Annotated in this window: 16 protein-coding genes; 11 read left to right on the forward strand and 5 right to left on the reverse strand. The window is 68.5% G+C overall.

Annotated features, from left to right (window positions below; genetic code table 11):
• Nucleotides 1-63: 63 nt before the first annotated feature.
• Entirely contained in the window at nucleotides 64-420 is a 357-nt protein-coding gene (locus tag FHU31_RS10915) for a response regulator (protein ID WP_208410199.1), read from the forward strand.
• 2 nt (nucleotides 421-422) lie between these two features.
• Here FHU31_RS10915 and FHU31_RS10920 read toward each other — a convergent pair whose 3' ends face one another.
• A complete protein-coding gene (locus FHU31_RS10920; RefSeq protein ID WP_372517238.1) occupies nucleotides 423-1,067 on the reverse strand; it encodes a response regulator in 645 nt (214 codons plus the stop codon).
• Nucleotides 1,068-1,281: 214 nt separating this feature from the next.
• Here FHU31_RS10920 and FHU31_RS10925 point away from each other — a divergent pair, with 214 nt between their 5' ends.
• Complete coding sequence (locus tag FHU31_RS10925; RefSeq protein WP_167158183.1) at nucleotides 1,282-2,331, forward strand: cupin domain-containing protein; 1,050 nt, start codon at nucleotides 1,282-1,284, stop codon at nucleotides 2,329-2,331.
• A gap of 94 nt (nucleotides 2,332-2,425) precedes the next feature.
• The gene (locus FHU31_RS10930; protein WP_409371227.1) at nucleotides 2,426-2,764 is read left to right on the forward strand and encodes a DUF3349 domain-containing protein; all 339 of its coding nucleotides are present in this window, start codon (nucleotides 2,426-2,428) and stop codon (nucleotides 2,762-2,764) included.
• On the opposite strand, the gene FHU31_RS10935 is transcribed toward FHU31_RS10930, so the two are convergent.
• From FHU31_RS10935 to FHU31_RS10945, 3 genes are all read right to left on the reverse strand, one after another.
• Complete coding sequence (locus tag FHU31_RS10935; protein ID WP_263988034.1) at nucleotides 2,761-4,071, reverse strand: cytochrome P450; 1,311 nt, start codon at nucleotides 4,069-4,071, stop codon at nucleotides 2,761-2,763. The two genes, FHU31_RS10930 and FHU31_RS10935, sit on opposite strands and share 4 nt — an antisense overlap.
• Nucleotides 4,072-4,153: 82 nt before the next feature.
• Nucleotides 4,154-5,203: an NAD(P)-dependent alcohol dehydrogenase gene (locus tag FHU31_RS10940; RefSeq protein WP_167158189.1), complete on the reverse strand. Its 1,050-nt coding sequence runs from the start codon at nucleotides 5,201-5,203 to the stop codon at nucleotides 4,154-4,156.
• A 174-nt stretch (nucleotides 5,204-5,377) separates the two neighbouring features.
• Nucleotides 5,378-5,659: a YciI family protein gene (locus tag FHU31_RS10945; protein WP_167158191.1), complete on the reverse strand. Its 282-nt coding sequence runs from the start codon at nucleotides 5,657-5,659 to the stop codon at nucleotides 5,378-5,380.
• A gap of 151 nt (nucleotides 5,660-5,810) precedes the next feature.
• On the opposite strand from FHU31_RS10945, the gene uca reads away from it, so the two are divergent.
• Nucleotides 5,811-9,419 (forward strand): urea carboxylase, encoded by a 3,609-nt coding sequence (gene uca / locus FHU31_RS10950; RefSeq protein ID WP_263988033.1) that lies wholly within the window; start codon nucleotides 5,811-5,813, stop codon nucleotides 9,417-9,419.
• Here uca and FHU31_RS10955 read toward each other — a convergent pair.
• Nucleotides 9,410-10,078 carry a TetR/AcrR family transcriptional regulator gene (locus FHU31_RS10955; RefSeq protein WP_167158193.1) on the reverse strand — a complete coding sequence of 223 codons (669 nt, stop codon included), beginning with the start codon at nucleotides 10,076-10,078 and terminating at the stop codon, nucleotides 9,410-9,412. The genes uca and FHU31_RS10955 overlap by 10 nt on opposite strands.
• A gap of 195 nt (nucleotides 10,079-10,273) precedes the next feature.
• Here FHU31_RS10955 and FHU31_RS10960 point away from each other — a divergent pair, with 195 nt between their 5' ends.
• The 7 genes from FHU31_RS10960 to allB are packed head-to-tail and all read left to right on the forward strand — an operon-like array spanning nucleotide 10,274 to nucleotide 18,509.
• Nucleotides 10,274-12,250: a dipeptide ABC transporter ATP-binding protein gene (locus FHU31_RS10960; protein ID WP_167158195.1), complete on the forward strand. Its 1,977-nt coding sequence runs from the start codon at nucleotides 10,274-10,276 to the stop codon at nucleotides 12,248-12,250.
• Nucleotides 12,250-13,119, forward strand: coding sequence for an ABC transporter permease (locus FHU31_RS10965; protein ID WP_167158197.1), 870 nt, complete (start codon nucleotides 12,250-12,252; stop codon nucleotides 13,117-13,119). Before FHU31_RS10960 ends, FHU31_RS10965 begins: the two co-directional genes overlap by 1 nt.
• A gap of 2 nt (nucleotides 13,120-13,121) precedes the next feature.
• Entirely contained in the window at nucleotides 13,122-14,126 is a 1,005-nt protein-coding gene (locus FHU31_RS10970; RefSeq protein WP_167158199.1) for an ABC transporter permease, read from the forward strand.
• Complete coding sequence (locus FHU31_RS10975) at nucleotides 14,127-14,798, forward strand: cysteine hydrolase family protein (RefSeq protein ID WP_167158201.1); 672 nt, start codon at nucleotides 14,127-14,129, stop codon at nucleotides 14,796-14,798. It abuts the gene before it with no gap.
• On the forward strand, nucleotides 14,795-16,375 hold the full coding sequence (locus FHU31_RS10980; protein ID WP_167158203.1) for an ABC transporter substrate-binding protein: 1,581 nt from the start codon (nucleotides 14,795-14,797) through the stop codon (nucleotides 16,373-16,375). Before FHU31_RS10975 ends, FHU31_RS10980 begins: the two co-directional genes overlap by 4 nt.
• Entirely contained in the window at nucleotides 16,375-17,211 is an 837-nt protein-coding gene (locus FHU31_RS10985; protein WP_167158205.1) for an N-acyl homoserine lactonase family protein, read from the forward strand. The genes FHU31_RS10980 and FHU31_RS10985 overlap by 1 nt, the downstream gene beginning before the upstream one ends.
• Nucleotides 17,211-18,509: an allantoinase AllB gene (gene allB, locus FHU31_RS10990; RefSeq protein WP_167160904.1), complete on the forward strand. Its 1,299-nt coding sequence runs from the start codon at nucleotides 17,211-17,213 to the stop codon at nucleotides 18,507-18,509. Before FHU31_RS10985 ends, allB begins: the two co-directional genes overlap by 1 nt.
• The last annotated feature ends 15 nt before the right edge of the window (nucleotides 18,510-18,524 follow it).

An 18,524-nucleotide genomic window follows, 5' to 3' on the forward strand; every position in this document is an offset into this window, starting at 1 on the left:
TTCACAGAAACCTTTCCGGCTAGCGGTAATGCCCGCGGACCCCGATCCTGCCAAGCTCGAGTCATGTCCGGTTCCCACGTCGTGCGCGCGTTGATCGTCGATGACAGCGCCGCCTTCCGCGATGCGGCGACCACGATGCTGGCTCACGGCGGAATCACCGTGGTCGGCACCGCCACCGACGGTGCCGGCGCACTCGACGCCAGCCGTGCACTGCGGCCCGATGTCGCACTGGTGGATGTGGACCTCGGCGCCGACAGCGGCTTCGACGTGGCCGAGCAACTCACCGACGTCCCGGTGATCCTCATCTCCACCCACGACGAGCAGGACTTCGCCGAGATGATCGCGACCAGTTCGGCCCGCGGGTTCCTGCCGAAGTTCGCGTTGTCGCCCGACGCGATCCGCGGCCTGCTGGTCCGCTGAGCTCAGAGCGAGTCGAGGTAGACGATCACCGCGCGCACCCGCCGGTGATCGTCCCCGGTCTCCGGCAGGTCCAGTTTGGTCAGGATGCTGCGCACGTGCTTTTCCACCGTGCCCTCGGTCACCCACAGCCGCCGGCCGATACCCGCATTGGACAGGCCCTCGGCCATCAGGGACAGCACCTCGCGTTCGCGGGCGCTGAGGGCGGCCAGCGGATCATTGCGTCGCCGGGCCGACACCAGCTCGGTGACCAGAGCCGGATCGATGACTGAGGCCCCCGCGGTCACCCGGTTCAGGGTGTCGACGAAATCCTCGACATCGGTGACACGGGTCTTGAGCAGATAGCCGATGGCGCGGCCACCGGCGAGCAGCTCGGTGGCGTGTTCGACGTCGATGTGCGCCGAGAGCACCACGATCCCGGTGTCGGGGAATTCGGCGCGGATGGTGCGCGCGGCGTCGAGCCCCTCGGTGCTGTGCGCGGGTGGCATCCGGATATCGGTGAGCACCAGGTCGGGCCCGTGTTCACGCACCGCGGCGAGCAGCGTTTCCGCGTCGCCGGCCTGCCCGGCCACCTCGAAACCCGACCGCTGCAAGAGACTGGCGAGCCCCTCGCGCAGCAACACGTCATCGTCTGCGATGACAACTCGTATAGCCACCCGCACGCCCTTTCCAGGTGCTGCCGTTGCAGCCGCGACATTCTCGCATCTTGCCGCGCGCGCGTCAGGGCGCGCGCCCGATATGGGGGCTGGCCCTACCCGGCCGGTACGGCGAGCGCTCCCGCCATGTTGGCAGCCAGCACCGCAGACGCCGCGGCGAGGGAGGAGGAAAGTGAACTCGTCGAAATCAGTCACCGAGGAGATCGCCATGACCACATCACTGAGCCGCAGCGCGCACACCTTGTCTCTGCTCGACGGCGAGATCGTCGAAGAGAACGAGCTGGGCTCCATGCGCCGCGTCACCGCCGACAACCTGCCCATCCTGAACCGACTGTCCATCAAGCGGGTGGTGTTGAACCCGGGCGCCATGCGCACACCGCACTGGCACGCCAACGCCAATGAGCTGACCTACTGCGTGTCCGGTACGGCTCTGGTCTCGGTGCTCGACAACTACAGCGAGTTCTCCAGCTTCGTCATCACCGCGGGGCAGATGTTCCACATCGACTCCGGCTCGCTGCACCACATCGAAAACATCGGCGACGAGCCGGCCGAATTCATCATCGCCTTCCGCAACGAACGCCCCGAGGACTTCGGGCTCGGTGCAACGTTCGGCGCCTTCACCGATGCCGTGCTGGGCAACACCTATGACCTGCCGTCCTCCGATATGGCCACGATCCGGCGTGACACCTCGCGCACGGATCACAGACTCGCCGCCCGGATCGGCGATCCGGAGATTCCGTCCGGCGCCTACTTCAAAGATCCGCACAAGTTCGATATCGAGGGCCAGCCCGCCGGGTTGACCTACGCCTACGGCAACGCGCGATTCGCCCGGGACCAGTACTGGCCCGCGCTGAAGGACATCTCGATGTACTCGCTGCGGGTGGCCGAGGACGGGATGCGTGAACCGCACTGGCACCCCGCGACCGCCGAGATGGGCTATGTGCAGCACGGCGACGCGCGCATGACGATCATGAATCCCGATGGGACGCTGGACACCTGGAACATGACGACAGGGGACATGTACTTCATCCCGCGCGCCTACCCGCACCACATCGAGAACATCGGCACCGATGACTGGCACTTCCTGATCTTCTTCGACCAGCCGTTCCCCGCGGATATCGGCTACCGCGCCTCGGCGAGTGCGTATTCCCGGGAAGTGCTGGCCGCGACGTTCAACACCCACATCGACGACCTGCCGAATTTCCCGTTCACCCCAGGCGATCCGCTGATCGTCCGCAAGAGCAACCCCGTGGACTGATCGGTGCGGGGCATCGGATGAACCCGCGGTGAATGACGGGAGAACTATGTCATCGGTGGTAGCGCATATCGGCTGGACCCGAGAAACTGGTCGCGTGACCACCTCGACTTCGCTCGTCGCCCGAATTCTGGACTGGCTGCGCGCCGGTTACCCCGAGGGCGTACCCGGTGCCGACCGGGTGCCGCTGCTGGCGCTGCTGCGTAACACTCCACTGACCGAGGATCAGGTCAAGGAGGTGGTGGCCCACATCACCGCCACCGATTCGTCCGCGCTGACCGACGGCGAGATCGACAAGGACGAGATCGAGGCGTTCATCGCCGAGGTCACCCATCACGACGCGGGCCCGGAGAACGTGCGCCGGGTGGCGGCCAAGCTCGCCGCGGCCGGCTGGCCGTTGTCGGGAGTCGAGGGGCTCGAGGAGACCGAGAACTAAGAGTCAATCGCGCGGGCCGTGACCCGGCCCCCGCGGTGCGGGGTCAGCACGACGTGCTTGACGCGTTGGCGTTCGCCCGGCTCGTCGGTGGTTTCCCAGTCGACGCGCCGTAGCACCTCGCGGAGCACGACGCGCATCTCCGTCAGGGCGAACGTGGCACCGAGGCAGCGCCGGTTACCGCCGCCGAACGGCAGCCAGTCGGTGGGACCAGGCGTGGTACCGACCATCCGATCCGGGTCGAAACGGCCGGGGTCCGGATAGCGCGCCGCGTCCGCGTGCGCCAGCCCGATACCGGGCGCCACCATGACACCCGCGGGCAGGCGGTAGCCGGCGATATCGACCGGTTCGGTGAGCACCCGGCCGACGTCGAAGACGACCGGCCGGATGCGCAGCGTTTCCTTGGCCACCGCATCCAGATAGTCGTCGTCGCCGGTCTCGGCGGCGTTGGTGGCCTTGGCCAGGATCTCGGGGTGGCGGGTGAGCCGCTCCAACGCCCACGAGAGTGCAGTGGCGGTCGTATCGTGGCCGGCCAGGAGCAAGGTCATCAGCTGGTCGCGCAGTTCACGGTCGGTCATCGCACGACCGTCCTCGCCGGCCGCGCGGATCAGCATCGCGAGCGCGTCGGTACGGTCGGCCAGCGCCGGATCGGCGCGCCGCTCGGCGATCTCGGCGTAGAGCAGCCGGTCGGCCGCGGCGATCCGGTCCCGCACACCGCGCCACGGCCTGCGCTGCAGCAGACGGCTGTCGGCGATCGACAGGCTCTCGACGGTGTTGAGGTTCAGCAGGCGCGGCAGCACCGTGCGCAGCTGGGCGAGCCGGGCCGGGTCACTGGCGCCGATCACCGTACGCAGGATGACCTCGAGGGTGATCGCCGACATCCGCGGCGCCACCGCGAAACTCCGTCCCACCGGCCACCCGGTGATGGCTTCGGCGGCGATCTCGGCCATCGCGGCGGCCTGGCGGTCGACGGCCGCGCGGGTGAACGGGGCCATCATCAGGCGGCGCCGGTCGGCGTGTACCTCGTCGTCGATGACGAGCACGGAGCTGTCACCGAGGAGCCCGCTGAGCATCGAATTCGCTTCGCCCGCATGGAAAATGTGCGGGCTGCCGGCGAACACCGCCTTCATGTCGGCGGAGTCGGCCAGGTACACGATCGTGCCCAGTGAGGACACCCGCAGCGTGAACGCGGCACCGTAGCGCCGGTGACATGCCGCCACGAACCGTGGCCAGTACCGCGCCAACAGGGCCGCCTGGACCGCCCGGGGAAGAGGAGGCCCGGGCGGCAGGGCGGCGGTGATGCCGGTCACACGGCCATGGTAACGCCGTGGACGGGGCTCGTTCGCCGGCGGATTCGCCCCGGAGCGGCCAAGCTCCGGGGCGGGCGCGCGACTAGATGGTGGACGCGTCGATGACGAAGCGGTAGCGCACGTCGGAGGACAGCACCCGCTCGTAGGCCTCGTTGACGTAGGACGCGTCGACGACCTCGATCTCCGGGGTGACGTCATGCTCGGCGCAGAAGTCGAGCATCTCCTGGGTCTCGGGGATGCCGCCGATCATCGATCCCGAGATGCTGCGACGTCCACCGGCCAACGGGAACGCCGGAACCTCCAGCGGGTGCTCCGGGATGCCCAGCTCGACGAGGGTGCCGTCCACCTTGAGCAGGCCCAGGTAGTCGCCCATGCCCAGGTTGGCCGACACGGTGTTGAGGATGAGGTCGAACGTGCCGGCCAGCTTGGTGAAGGTGTCCGGGTCCGAGGTGGCGTAGTACTCGTCGGCACCCAGGCGCAGACCGTCTTCCATCTTCTTGAGCGACTGGCTCAGCACGGTGACGTGCGCGCCCATGGCGTGGGCCAACTTGACGCCCATGTGACCCAGGCCGCCCAGACCGATCACGGCCACCTGCTTGCCCGGGCCCGCGTTCCAGTGCCGCAGCGGGGAGAACAGGGTGATGCCGGCGCACAGCAGGGGAGCGGCCTTGTCCAGCGGGAGCGAATCCGGGATGCCCAGGACGTAGTTCTCATCGACGACGATGGCGGTGCTGTAGCCGCCGTAGGTGGGGCTGCCGTCACGCTCGGTGGAGTTGTAGGTGCCGTGCATGCCGTACTCGCCGGTGCAGTACTGCTGCAGACCGGCCTTGCAGTTGTCGCATTCGCGGCACGAGTCGATGAAGCAGCCGACGCCGACGTGATCGCCGACCTTGTACTTGGTGACCTCGGAGCCGACCTCGGTGACGATGCCGGCGATCTCGTGTCCCGGTACCACCGGGTAGTTGGGGGTGCCCCATTCGGCTTTCACGGTGTGGATATCGCTGTGACAGATACCCGCGAACTTGATGTCGAAGGCCACATCGTGCGGGCCGACGGCGCGGCGCTCGATGGTGGTCTTGGTCAGATGGCCGGACGCCTCGTTGGCGGCGTAGGCGGAAACGGTGGTGGTCATGGTGTGGTGATCCTCTTCTTCTTCGACATGCCTCTTTGAGTGCGCATCACGTGCCTTCGCTCAACGCTAGCGAAGGTGACCGAGCACGGCTCGGTGACGGGCGCGACTTTGCACCGCCGGTCGGTGCAACAGCGGCCTCGCGGGGTCTAGTCCCGGTTCACGGTGTGAATCGGGTTATAGCCCCGGCGCCCGGAATCCGGCGTTGACACTGACCCGCTCATACCGTGCCACACCGGCCTGGGTGTACGGGTCGGCGGCGGCGAGGGCGTCGGCCTCTTCGGCGGACATATCGCCGGTGATGAGCACCGCACCCCGGGTCTGCGTGCGTCCGGCGAGCAGGATGCGGCCCGCGGCCACCTCCTCGGTCAGCCAGGCCAGGTGAGCCGGCCTGGTCGCATCGACGACGTCGTCGGGCTGCAGGTAGGTCAGGTTGAGCACATGAAAAAGTCCGGACACGTCGTGAGGGTAACCGGCGTCATCGCCCAGTCACATCCGTTGCACGGCGTTAACGTGCCGCCGGGGATCGGTTACGCCGTCGCAACCATGGAGTCCGTCCCGCCCATCAAACTGTCGATTGACAGAAATGATGCCGACTGGGGGGAGTCCGGTGAGCAGCGACGCCGGCACGGTTCTGATTGCCAACCGGGGTGAGATTGCCGTCCGGTTGATCCGCGCCGCCCGCGCGCTGGATCTGCGGACCGTCGCGGTGTTCTCCGACGCCGATCGCGCGGCACCGCACGTGCGGATGGCGGATACGGCGGTCCGGCTGGGCCCGCCGGCTCCGTCGGAAAGCTACCTGCGGGTGGACGCGATCCTCGATGCCGCGCACGCCACCGGCGCCGGGATGATCCACCCCGGCTACGGATTCCTTTCCGAGGACGCCGAATTCGCCGCCGCGGTGCAACATTGCGGGTTGGTGTTCGTCGGCCCGACACCCGAACAGCTGCGGGTGTTCGGGGCCAAGCACACCGCTCGGGCGGCCGCGGTGGCCGCGGGTGTCCCGGTATTCGCCGGGTCGGGACTGCTCGACGATGCCACCGCGGCGCTTGCCGCCGCTTCCGATATCGGCTACCCGGTGATGCTCAAGGCCACCGGTGGTGGCGGCGGTATCGGCATGCAGGTGTGCCGGGACCCGGCCGAACTGCGCGCCGCCTACGACGCGGTGTCGCGCCTGGCCGGGCGCAGCTTCGCCGCGGCCGGCGTGTTCGTCGAGCGGTACGTCGCCGACGCCCGTCACGTCGAGGTGCAGATCTTCGGCGACGGGACCGGGCGGGTGGTGTCCCTCGGTGACCGGGACTGCTCCCTGCAGCGGCGCAACCAGAAGGTGATCGAGGAGGCGCCGGCCCCGGGACTGCCCGACGAGCTACGGGCCCAATTGCATTCGTCGTCGCGGGCACTCGCCGCGGCGGTGTCCTATCGATCCGCCGGCACCGTGGAGTTCATCTACGACCCCCGCAGCAAGCAAGCATCCTTCCTGGAAGTCAACGCCCGCCTCCAGGTCGAACACCCCGTCACCGAGGCGGTCACCGGAATCGACCTGGCCGCGTGGATGTTCCGGCTGGCCCGCGGTGAACGCGACCTGCTGGACGGTCAACCGGCCGCGATCCCGACGTCCGGCCACGCCGTCGAAGCCCGTATCTACGCCGAGGATCCCTCCCGGGAGTACCGCCCGAGCACCGGAACCCTCACCGCGGTGGCCTTTCCCGCCCAGGCCGGGATCAGGGTGGACACCTGGGTGGAGCAGGGCACCGAGGTGTCGGCCTCCTACGATCCCTTGCTGGCGAAGGTGATCGGCACCGCGCCCGACCGCGCGGCGGCCCTCGACGCCCTCGACGCCGCCCTAGCCGACACCGTGCTGCACGGTATCGAGGTCAACATCGGCACCGTGCGTGCCGCGCTCGGGCACGACGACGTGCGGGCGGCCCGGCACACCACGGCAACACTGGCGGCCGTGGCGGATCCACGCCCGCGGATCACGGTCGAACGGCCGGGACTGCTCACCACCGTGCAGGACCTGCCCGGGCGGGTGGGGCGGTGGGATGTCGGCGTCCCACCCAGCGGTCCGATGGACGACTTGTCCTTCCGGCTCGGCAACCGAGCCCTCGGAAACCCCGACGGGGCACCCGGATTGGAGTGCACCGCAACCGGTCCCGCGCTGCGCTTCACCCGGCCGACGACGGTGTGTGTCACCGGGGCGCACTGTCTGGTCACCATCGACGGGGTGCCGGCCCCGATGTGGGAACCCGTCGAGGTCCCGGCCGACGGGCTGCTCGACATCGGCGCGGCCGAGGTTGCGGGACTGCGCACCTACGTGCTGTTCGCCGGTGGGCTGGACATCCCGCACTACCTCGGCAGTGCGTCGACCTTCACCCTGGGGCGCTTCGGCGGCCACGGCGGACGTCAGCTCGTCACCGGTGACGTGGTGCGTGTCGTCCCGCCGGCCGGCGCCGTGCCGTCCGCGCCGGTGCCGGCCGAACTGCGTCCCGCGATGCCCTCGGACTGGGAACTCGCGGTCACCGAAGGTCCGCACGCGGCACCGGAGTTCTTCACCCGCACCGATATCGACACCCTCTACTCGGCCCGCTACCGGGTGCATTTCAATTCCGCCCGGACCGGCGTGCGCCTGGAAGGGCCCACCCCGCAGTGGGCGCGCGGCGACGGCGGCGAGGCCGGGCTGCACCCGTCGAACATCCATGACACCGCCTACTCGGTCGGTGCACTGGATTTCACCGGTGACACCCCGATCCTGCTCGGCCCCGACGGTCCCAGCCTGGGCGGCTTTGTCTGCCCGGTGACGGTGATCGCGGCGCAGCGCTGGAAACTCGGGCAGCTGCGCCCGGGGGATACCGTGCGATTCGTGCCGATCCGGGCCCAAGATGCACCGTCGCGCACCGATATCGGCGTCAACCGCGGCGCCACCGGTCCGGTGGCCCGCACCGGTGGCGACCGTGACGACGGCATCCTTGACCGCCGTGCCCCGGGTGACGCGCCGGCAGTGGTGTACCGGCGCAGCGGCGATGACAACGTGCTCGTCGAGTACGGCGAGATGGTGCTCGATCTGGGCCTGCGGGCCCGTGTGCACGCCCTGCACGGGCGACTGGCAGACGCGGTGCGCGACGGATCGGTCACCGGAATCGTCGACCTGACCCCGGGAATCCGTTCCCTGCAGGTGCATGTCGATCCGGACATCCTGCCCGTCACCCGGCTGCTCGGGCTGCTGCGCGAGCTCGAGGACGACCTGCCCGCCCTGTCTGATCTGGTGGTGCCCAGCCGCTCGGTGCGGCTGCCGCTGAGCTGGGACGACCCCGCGACCCGCGAGGCGATCGAACGCTATACCTCCGGGGTGCGCGATGACGCGCCGTGGTGCCCGTCGAATATCGAGTTCATCCGCCGGGTCAACGGTCTGGCGTCCCAGGCCGAGGTGATGGACATCGTGTTCGCCGCCGAGTACCTCACCCTCGGCCTCGGTGACGTGTATCTCGGTGCGCCGGTGGCCACTCCGCTGGACCCGCGGCACCGGTTGGTGACCACCAAATACAATCCGGCCCGCACCTGGACGGCGGAGAACTCCGTGGGCATCGGCGGGGCCTACCTGTGCATCTACGGGATGGAGGGGCCGGGCGGCTATCAGTTCGTCGGCCGGACCACGCAGGTCTGGCGCCGCTATCCGCGTGATGCCGATGAAAATCCCTGGCTTCTCAGGTTTTTCGATCGCATCTCGTGGTACCCCGTCAGCCCGGACGAACTGCTGGATCTACGGGCCGATATCGCCGCGGGCCGCGGCACCGTCGACATCACACCGGGCACCTTCTCGCTGGCCGAGCATGAACGCTTCCTCGCCGAACACGCCGAGGACATCCAGCGGTTCCAGTCGGTGCAGACTGCGGCGTTCGCCGCCGAACGCGCCGCGTGGGCCGCGGCAGGCGAATTCGACCGGGCCGAGCGCGCCCAGTCGCGGGCCACGACGACCGCCGAGGACCTGGTGCTCGACGATGCGGCGCACCGGGTGGACGCACCGTTCTCCTCCAGTGTCTGGAAGGTCGATGTGGCGGTGGGGGAACGCGTCGTCGCGGGCCAGGCGCTGGTGGCGTTGGAGGCGATGAAGATGGAGACCGTGCTGACCGCACCGTCCGACGGGGTCGTCACTCATGTGTTGGTGGAGGCGGGCCATCAGGTGGAACCCGGGACACCGCTGGTGGTGGTCGGTCAGCTCTGAGCGTGGCGTTCGATCAGCTGCCGGCTGCGGTCCCGTAGCTCGGGTGCCGTCGCATCGCCGAGCACCCGCAGGCATGCGTCGGCCACGTGTACCGGCAGCTCGGAGCGCTCCGGGCCGTGCGGCACCGACCACATGTTGACCAGTGACTCGACCAGCCGGAACGGCAGATCGGCGGCGGCGGGGTGGACCCCGGTGCGGTCCAACACGGCCCGGCTCAGTGCCAGGTAGTGCAGCCGGAGGCGTTCCCGGTCCGACCAGAACGGCTCCAGGCGAGCATCACGCAATTCGGGAAGCAGGTACAGCGCGCCCAGATTCCAACTCCCACTGAGTAGTTGATCGCCGTCGAATGCCGCGAGCGCGTGCAGGTGCTCGGCTGCGGTCAACGCGGGAGTGGCGCCCAGCAGGGTCGGGATGAACGACAGTGTCGGTGTGACGGTCTGGCTCAGCAGAGCACACAGGATGTCGTCCTTGGTCTTGAAATAGTGATACAGCGAGGCCTGCCGGATGCCGACCGACTCGGCGATACTGCGTGTGGATGTGCCCGCGTAGCCCGTTGTGGTGAACAGTTCGCTTGCCGCATCCAGGATTTCGTCGCGGGCCGTCATACCGGGGCGCCGCTGCGTCTGCAGTCGGGGCCGGCCTGCGCGGGTGAGCGGCATGGTCCCATCGTGACCCATGGCCTACCCGATCGGTACGCACGAGCGTATCTGTCACACGACAGAAACGCGCGATACGCCTCGGTTACCTACGGCCCCGAATTGGTTACGCCAGCGACACCCACCGAGCCTGCTTGCCGTGAAAACTGTCAACTGACAGGCCAGCCATGGCACCGCGAACTACCCGGGAGAGCGCTCATGGGCATCGTCGGTTCCGCGGTCGACGTGGAGCAGGTGCACTCCGCGGCGCCGCCGAACGCTGATCCCGTCGCCGCCATCGGCGACCTGCATGTCACCTTCCGCCGCAACGGCACCGATGTGCACGCCCTGCGCGGGGTCAGCCTGGCCGTGGCCCCCGGCGAGATCCTCGGACTGGTCGGCGAATCCGGCTCGGGGAAGAGCGTGCTGGGTTTCGGTCTGCTCGGGCTGCTGCCCCGTCAGGCCCGCATCGACGGCACCATCTCGGTGGCCGGCTCGGACATGGTGCACGGCGACGCCAAGATGCTGCGCAAGGTGCGCCGGCTCGACCTCGGCGCAGTGTTCCAGGACCCGATGACCTCGCTGAACCCCACCATGCGGATCGGCAAGCAGGTCGCGGAGGCCGCGGGCAGCGAAGAGGAAGCGCTGCGCCTGCTGACGGCGGTGGGCATCCCGGAGCCGGCCCGGCGGATACGTTCCTATCCGCATGAGCTGTCCGGCGGCCTGCGCCAGCGGGTGATGATCGCCATCGCCATCGCGGGTGACCCCGAGCTCATCATCGCCGACGAGCCCACCACCGCGCTCGATGTCACGGTGCAGGCTCAGGTGCTGACGCTGCTGCAGGGACTGCGCGACGAGATCGGCTGCAGCATCGTCTTCATCACCCACGACCTCGGCGTGGCCGCGCAGATCTCGGACCGCATCGCGGTGCTCTACGCGGGCCGCATCGCCGAGATCGGGCCGACCGCCGAGGTGCTGCAGGCGCCCGCCCATCCCTACACGCGTGGCCTGCTGCGTTCCCGGCTGACGCTGCAGACCGCGCGGGGCCGGCGCCTGGCCGCGCTTCCGGGCTCGGTGCCGAGCCCTCTGGTGCCGCTGCCGGGATGCGCGTTCGCGCCCCGCTGCGAACTCACCACCGACGACTGCACGAAAACACCCCCGGATCCGATCTCGGTGGCTCCCGGGCGGGTCAGCGCCTGCCTGCTGCCGCCGGAGCGGCAGGCGGTGTCCGAGGCCGCCCCGGACGGCGGACCCTTTGCCGAACAAGCGGTTTCGCCGCCGGATGCCGACCCGCCCGCGGCGATCGAACTGGCCGATGTCCTCAAGACCTTCGCGGTCGCCCGCCGTGGCAAGCTGCAGGCGCTGCGCGGGGTCACGCTGCGGGTGGGGCACGGCGAATCGGTGGCACTGGTCGGGGAGAGCGGCTCGGGCAAGTCCACCCTGCTGCGCGTGATCGCCGGTCTGGAGAAGGCCACCTCCGGCACGGTGAAACTCGCCGGCGAGCAACGACCGCAGATGGTCTTCCAGGACGCGGGCGCGTCGCTGACCCCGTGGCTGTCGGTCGGTGAACTCATCGCCGAGCGCCTGCGTGGCACGAAGATGTCCCGGGCGCAGCGGCGCGAGGCCGTCATCGAGGTGCTCGAACGGGTCGGGCTGCCCGCCGAGGTGGCCAAATCACGAGCCGGTCAGCTCTCCGGCGGTCAGCGGCAACGGGTTTCGCTGGCCCGGGCCACCGTCGTGCCCCCTCCGGTGCTGCTGTGCGATGAGCCCACCAGCGCCCTGGACGTCTCGCTGGCCGCCTCGGTGCTCAACCTGATCGGCGACCTTCGCCGCAAGCTGGACATGTCCGTGGTGTTCGTGACGCACGACCTGTCGGTGGCCCGGGTGGTCGCCGACCGCATCGCGGTGATGTACCTCGGCCGGATCGTCGAAATCGGCCCCGCCGAGCAGGTCATCGGCGATCCAGCCCATCCCTACACCCGGGCGCTGGTCGACTCCATTCCCGACCTCGGCCGCGAATCACGCGTGCTGGCAGGCGAACCCGCCAGCCCGCTGTCACCACCGACCGGGTGCGCGTTCCACCCGCGGTGCCCCATCTCCGTCGACGCCTGCAACGGTGACGAGCTCGATGTCCGCCTGGAAGGCTTCCCCGGCGATCCGCACCAAGTCGCCTGTATCGAACGGAAAGCGGTCTGATGGCTATCGCGATCTCGGCTCCCGGCCTGGTCCGCGGTGGCACGCGCTGGCGGCCGTCCCTGCCGCAATCCCGGTCGGCGATCGTCAACTGGACCGGATTCGCCCTGGTGATCGCGGTGACCCTGGTGGTCATCGCGGTACCCCTGATCGCGCCGCACGACCCGCTGACCCCGGTCGGGCTACCCCTGCAGGCGCCCGGCAAGAACGGGTTCCTGCTCGGCACCGACAGCGTCGGCCGCGACATCTTCTCCCGGGTGCTCTACGGCGCCCGCTCGAGCTGGTTCGCTGCACTGGCGGTGGTGGCGCTGGGGCTGTTCATCGGCGGGCTGGTCGGCCTCATCGCCGGTGCCACCGGTGGCTGGGTGGACGCCACACTGATGCGCATCACCGACGGATTCCTGTCGCTGCCCGCACCCGTGCTGGCGATCGCGGTGGTGGCCGCACTCGGACCGGGTTTCCTGCACACGCTGATCGCGGTGTCCATCGTGTGGTGGCCGTTCTACGCCAGGCTGGTCCGCGGGGAGGTCGCTCGACTGGCCGCCCGGCCGCATGTGGAAGCGGCGAGACTGGCCGGTGTCAGCAGATTTCGGCTCGCCGGCCGGCACCTGCTGCCGGGTGCGGTGCCGAACGCGCTGGTCGCCGCCAGCCTCGATATCGGCACCCTGATCCTCACCCTGGCCGCGCTGTCCTTCCTCGGACTGGGCCAGGCGGCGCCGGCGCCCGAACTGGGTGCCGACTCGGCCCGCAACCTCAGCTACTTCCTGCAGCAGTGGTGGATTCCGGTGATGCCGGGTCTCGGTGTCCTGGTGCTGGCGCTGGTCGCCAACATCTCCGGTGACTGTCTGCGCAACCTGATGAAGACGAGTTGACCATGAAGACCTTCATAGCCTCCCGGCTCGGTGCCATGGCCGCGATCCTGGTCGCCCTCACCGCGGTGCTGTTCGTGCTGCAGAACATCTCCCCGCTGGATCCGGTCAAGGCGCAGCTCGGGGCACAGGCCTCGGCCCAGGCCGTGGCGGCCCGTCGCGAAGCCCTGGGGCTGAACGACCCTGTGCTGGTGCAGTTCTGGCACTACCTGTCCGGCGCGGTGACCGGCGATCTGGGCACCTCCTACCGCACCCGGCACGCGGTGATGTCCGATCTCGGCTCGTTCTTCCCCGCCACCTTGGAACTGGCATTGAGCGGTTTGGTGATCGCGATCCTGCTCGCGGTGCTGCTGGCGTTCAGCACCACCTTGAAATGGCGGGGTGCGGGGGTGCTGCGGGCGGTGTTGTTCACCGGGTCGTCGGCCCCGATGTTCCTGCTCGGCATCGTCGGGCTGATCGTCTTCTACCAGACCTTCGGCTGGGTGCCCGCCAACGGCCGTATCGCGGTACCGAATCCACCCGACGGGCCCACCGGGCTGCTCACGGTGGACGGTCTGCTGCACGCCCGGTTCGACGTGGTGGCCGACGCCGTACACCACCTCATCCTGCCTGCGCTGGTCATCGCGATCGGCCCGGCCGTCGCGATCGGGCGGGTGTTGCGCAGCAGCCTGATGACCGATATCGACAGCGACTACGCCCGCACGGCCCGGGCCAAAGGCCTCTCCGAGGGCCGGATCATGGCCAAGCACGTGTTGCGCAACTCCGTGGGCGCGGCGCTGTCCATGACGGGATTGCAGGTCGGCCTGATGTTCTCCGGTGTGCTCGTGGTGGAGCAGGTGTTCGGTTGGCCCGGCATCGGTCAGTACATCGCCCAGAGCATCCCCGTCGCGGACTTCCCGGCGATCGCCGGAGTCACCCTGATGCTCGGTGCCCTCTACGTCTTCATCAACACGGCCGTGGACCTGCTCCAGGCCGCCGCAGATCCCCGTATCGCAGTCACAGGAGGTTAGGTGCCGAAACAACCACTCATCGTGGGAAATCCCGTGCTTGTCGTGGTCGACATGCAGGAGTCCGGCGATATGCCCGTCGAAGAGGTGGGCATCCCGCACATGGCCGGATACGCCGACCGGATCGGCCGGGCGCGGCAACTGATCGACGCGGCACGGGCGGCCGACATCCCGATCGTGTTCTTCCAGGAAGTGCACCGTGCCAACGGGATCGACTTCGGCCGCGAACTCGACGGTGTCGAGGGTCCGCACTGTATCGACGGCCGGCCCGGCACTCCGCTGCATCCCGAACTGCTGCCCGATCTCGACGGGCCCAACCGTGAGTTCCACATCGTGAAACGGCGCTACTCGGGTTTCATCGGCACCGAATTCGAGATCGTGCTGTCCGGTCTGAAGGCCGACACGTTGATCCTGATCGGCGGGCTCACCGACGTGTGCGTGCACTACACCTTCGCCGATGCGCACCAACGCGACTTCTACGTGCGCGTCGTCGAGGACTGTGTCGGTGGCTCCTCGGAGTACCGGCACGACGCGGCGCTGGATGCCATGGAGTACCTGCAGACCGGTGCGGTACGCACCACCGCGGAAATCCTCGACGCGTTTGCCGGATGTCGCCGCCAGAGCGGCTCCGGCGCTTCCCTGACCACCCCGGTACTCGAAGGAGCCGCACGATGAAGAAACTGCGCACGATAGTCGCCATCGGCGCGGCGACCGCCCTGATGCTGACCGCCTGCGGCGGATCGAATTCCGGCGGCAGCAGCACACCCAACGCGGCACCCACCGACAAGGTGTTGCACCTGTCGTTCCTGCAGGATCCGGGGCAGCCACCGGACCCCGACATCTACTACGCGGGGCAGGGTCTGCTATTGACCACGAACACCTACGAGGGTCTGCTGCAGTACAAGGCGGGCACCGACAAACCCGAACTTGAGCCGCTGCTGGCCACCAAGTGGACGGCCTCACCGGATAACAAGGTGTTCACGTTCACCCTGCGCGAAGGGGTGAAGTTCCATGACGGGACGCCGTTCACCTCGGCCGCCGTCAAGGCCTCCTTCGACCGCAGGGCGGCCGTCAATCAGGGCCCGGCGTATATGGTCACCGACGTCGAATCGGTCACCACCCAAGGCGATTACGGTGTCACCGTCACGCTCAAGGCGCCCAACTCGGCCTTCCTGGATTACCTCGCCTGCCCGTACGGGCCGCGCATGCTCAGTCCGGAAGGCCTGAAGAAGAACGGCGGCAGCGACAACGCGCAGGGCTATCTCACCAACCATGACTTGGGCACCGGCCCGTACACGCTGACCGCCGCCGAGGTGGGTTCGAAGTACGAGCTGACCGCTTTCGGTGACTACTGGGGTGCCAAGCCGTATTTCGAGAAGGTCGAGCTCCCGGTCATCACCGACGTATCGGCGCAGCAGTTGCAGTTCAACAACGGTCAGATCGCGGCGATCCTGCACGACCTGCCGTCCTCGGCCGTGCAGTCCTACCTGGACAACAAGTCCTTCACGAACTACTCACTCCCGTCGATGATGGCGAACTACGTCTACATCAACCCGCGCAAGGGCATGATGACCGACGCCAAGAACCGCACCGCCGTGCTGCAGGCCATCGACGTCGACGAACTGGTCAAGCAGACGTACTTCGGGCGCGGCAAGAAGGCCGAGCAGATCTACCCGCCGAACATGATGGCGGCCGAGTTCGGCAAGCAGAACGTGGCGCACGATCCGTCGGTGCTGTCCGGCATCGCCGGCGGGCTGCCCGCCGACCAGAAGGCCGTCACCATCGGCTACGACTCCAGCAATCCCGACAATCAGTTGATCAGCAACCTGATCCAGACGCAGCTGGCCGCGGCCGGCCTGAACGCCAAGGTGCAGGCCTATCCCACCTCGGAGATCTATGGCTGGGTCGGAAGCGACGGCCAGTCGGCGCCGGAGATCATGACCTATGTGGGCTGGCCGGACGCCCCGTCGCCCTACACCTGGGGCCATATCTCCTGGGACGCCGACGGCGGTCTGAACTTCTTCGGCTGCTCGTCGCCGGCGGTCACCGCGGCCCTGGCCAAGGGTCTGCCCGCCGATTCGGACGCGGACTTCTCGACGGCCGGTGAGGAAGCGGTCAAGACGGGCTGCTGGCTGAACGTCGCTGATGTCAACGACTTCATGGTGGCCCAGCCCTGGCTCAAGGGCGTCGAGCAGTCCCACGTGGTCACCAACCCGAACTCGCTGCGGCTGGCCGCGCTGTCGGTGGGCTGATGGCCACGCTGGTCCGCAAGAGTGGTGTGCGCCGGATCATCCTGCTCACGCTGGGTTGGGAGGAACTGCCGAAGTCGGTGTCGGTGTACGGCGCCCCGCCCGAGGAACGACTGCGCGAACCGGTGCCCGGTGTGCTGTTGCAGACCGACGGCGGGTGGGTGTTGCTGGACACCGGCTTCAACACCGCCCTGGTCCGGGACCCGGCGCTGTACCGGCGGTTCTTCCCCACGGTGGAGTACCGCCCGGTGCTGCCCGGGCCCGGCGAGCCGATCGAGCAGCGGCTTGCCGAGGTGGGGGTGGATTTCGATGCCATCCACACCGTCGCCGTCAGCCACCTGCACCATGACCATGCGGGCGGGCTGAAGTTGTTCGCCGGCAAGGTGCCGGTGCACGCCCAGCGTCGTGAACTCGAGTACGGGCTGTCGAATCATCCGGAACCGGAACGCCATGCGATCGTGCGGGTGGACTTCGATGACCCGAACATCGAGTGGCGCCTGGCCGACGGTGAGGCCGAGATCGCCCCCGGTATCACCGCCGTGCCGACCTACGGGCATACCCCGGGGCATCAGAGCTTCGTGGTGGAGCTCGACGAGTCGGTGGGTGGCGACGGTTTCGTGTTCGCGTTCGACGCCGCCGATCTCACCGAGAACATCGAGCACGAACTGGCCATCGGTGGATTCATCGACGTCGATCCGCAGGACACCGTCGAGCCGATCCGCAGGCTCAAGAGGCTGGCCGCCGACAAGGGCTACCAGCTGATCCCCGGTCACGATCCGCACGTGTGGCCCGAGCTCACCCAGCATTTCCACGACAGGTTCGGGCCGGTCGGAACGTGATGGAGTGCGTTCTGCGCGCGGACCGGGTGCTCATCGACGGGCACCTGGTTCCGGCGTCGGTCGGGATCGCCGGCGGGCAGATCGCCCACATCGACGCCCTCGACGCCGATCATTCGGCGGCACAGGACATCCGGCTGCCGCCCGACGCGGTGCTGCTGCCGGGATTCGTCGACACCCACGTGCACATCAACGATCCCGGCACCGACTGGGAGGGCTTCGCCAGTGCCACCGCGGCCGCGGCCGCGGGCGGTATCACCACACTGGTCGACATGCCGCTGGACTCCGACCCGGTGACCACCAGTGTGTCCGCCTTGAATCTCAAAAGGTCGGCCGCGGAAGGCAACTGTGTTGTCGACATCGGGTTCTGGGGTGGTGTCGTCCCGGACAACCTGGACCGACTCGCTTCGCTGGTACGGGCCGGCGTGCGGGGTTTCAAGTGTTTTCTCGCCGACTCGGGCAACCCGGACTTCGGCCACCTGAGTCCCGCGCAGTTCCGTGCCGCCATGGCCCGCATCGCCGACCTGGACTCGCTGCTGCTGGTGCACGCCGAGAGCCATGCGGTGATCGACGCCGGCCCCCGCCCGGTCGGCCGTTCCTACCGATCGTTCCTGGCGTCACGACCCGATGCCGCCGAGGAGGACGCGGTCGGCCTCGTCGTCGAGACCGCGCGCGAGACCGGAGCCCGCGCGCACATCGTGCACGTCTCCAGCGCCCACGTGGTGCCTCTGCTGGCCGCAGCCAAAGCCGACGGCGTGGCCGTCACCGCCGAAACCTGTCCGCACTACCTGACTTTCGACGCCGAGACGGTGCCCGACGGCGGCACCGAGTTCGCCGTCTGCCCGCCGATCCGCGACGGTGCCAATCGCGAACTGCTGTGGTCGGCACTGGCGGACGGAACCTTGGACCTGGTGGTGTCCGATCATTCGCCGTGCGCCCCGCGCGATAAGGCGGCCGGAGATTTCGGACGCGCCTTCGGCGGTATCAGCTCGTTGCAGCTCGGTCCGCGGGCAGCGTGGACCGAGGCCGCCCGACGCGGTTTCGGGATGGCCGAGGTGAGTCGGTGGATGTCGCAGCGGCCCGCCGCACTGGCCGGCTACGCCGACCGGGGCCGGATCGCGCTGGGCCTGCGGGCCGATCTGTGTGCCTTCGACCCCGACGCGCACGAGACGGTGCACGCCGGCGCGCTGCGGCACCGGCACCCGGTGAGCCCGTATGAGGGTGTCAGTCTGCGGGGTGCGGTGCTGCAGACGTGGGTGGCCGGTGTACCGGCCCTGACCCGGATAGGAGAGCCGGTGTGAGATTCCTGGTGCTCA

The organism is Mycolicibacterium fluoranthenivorans, from assembly GCF_011758805.1.
Taxonomy (GTDB): Bacteria; Actinomycetota; Actinomycetes; order Mycobacteriales; family Mycobacteriaceae; genus Mycobacterium; species Mycobacterium fluoranthenivorans.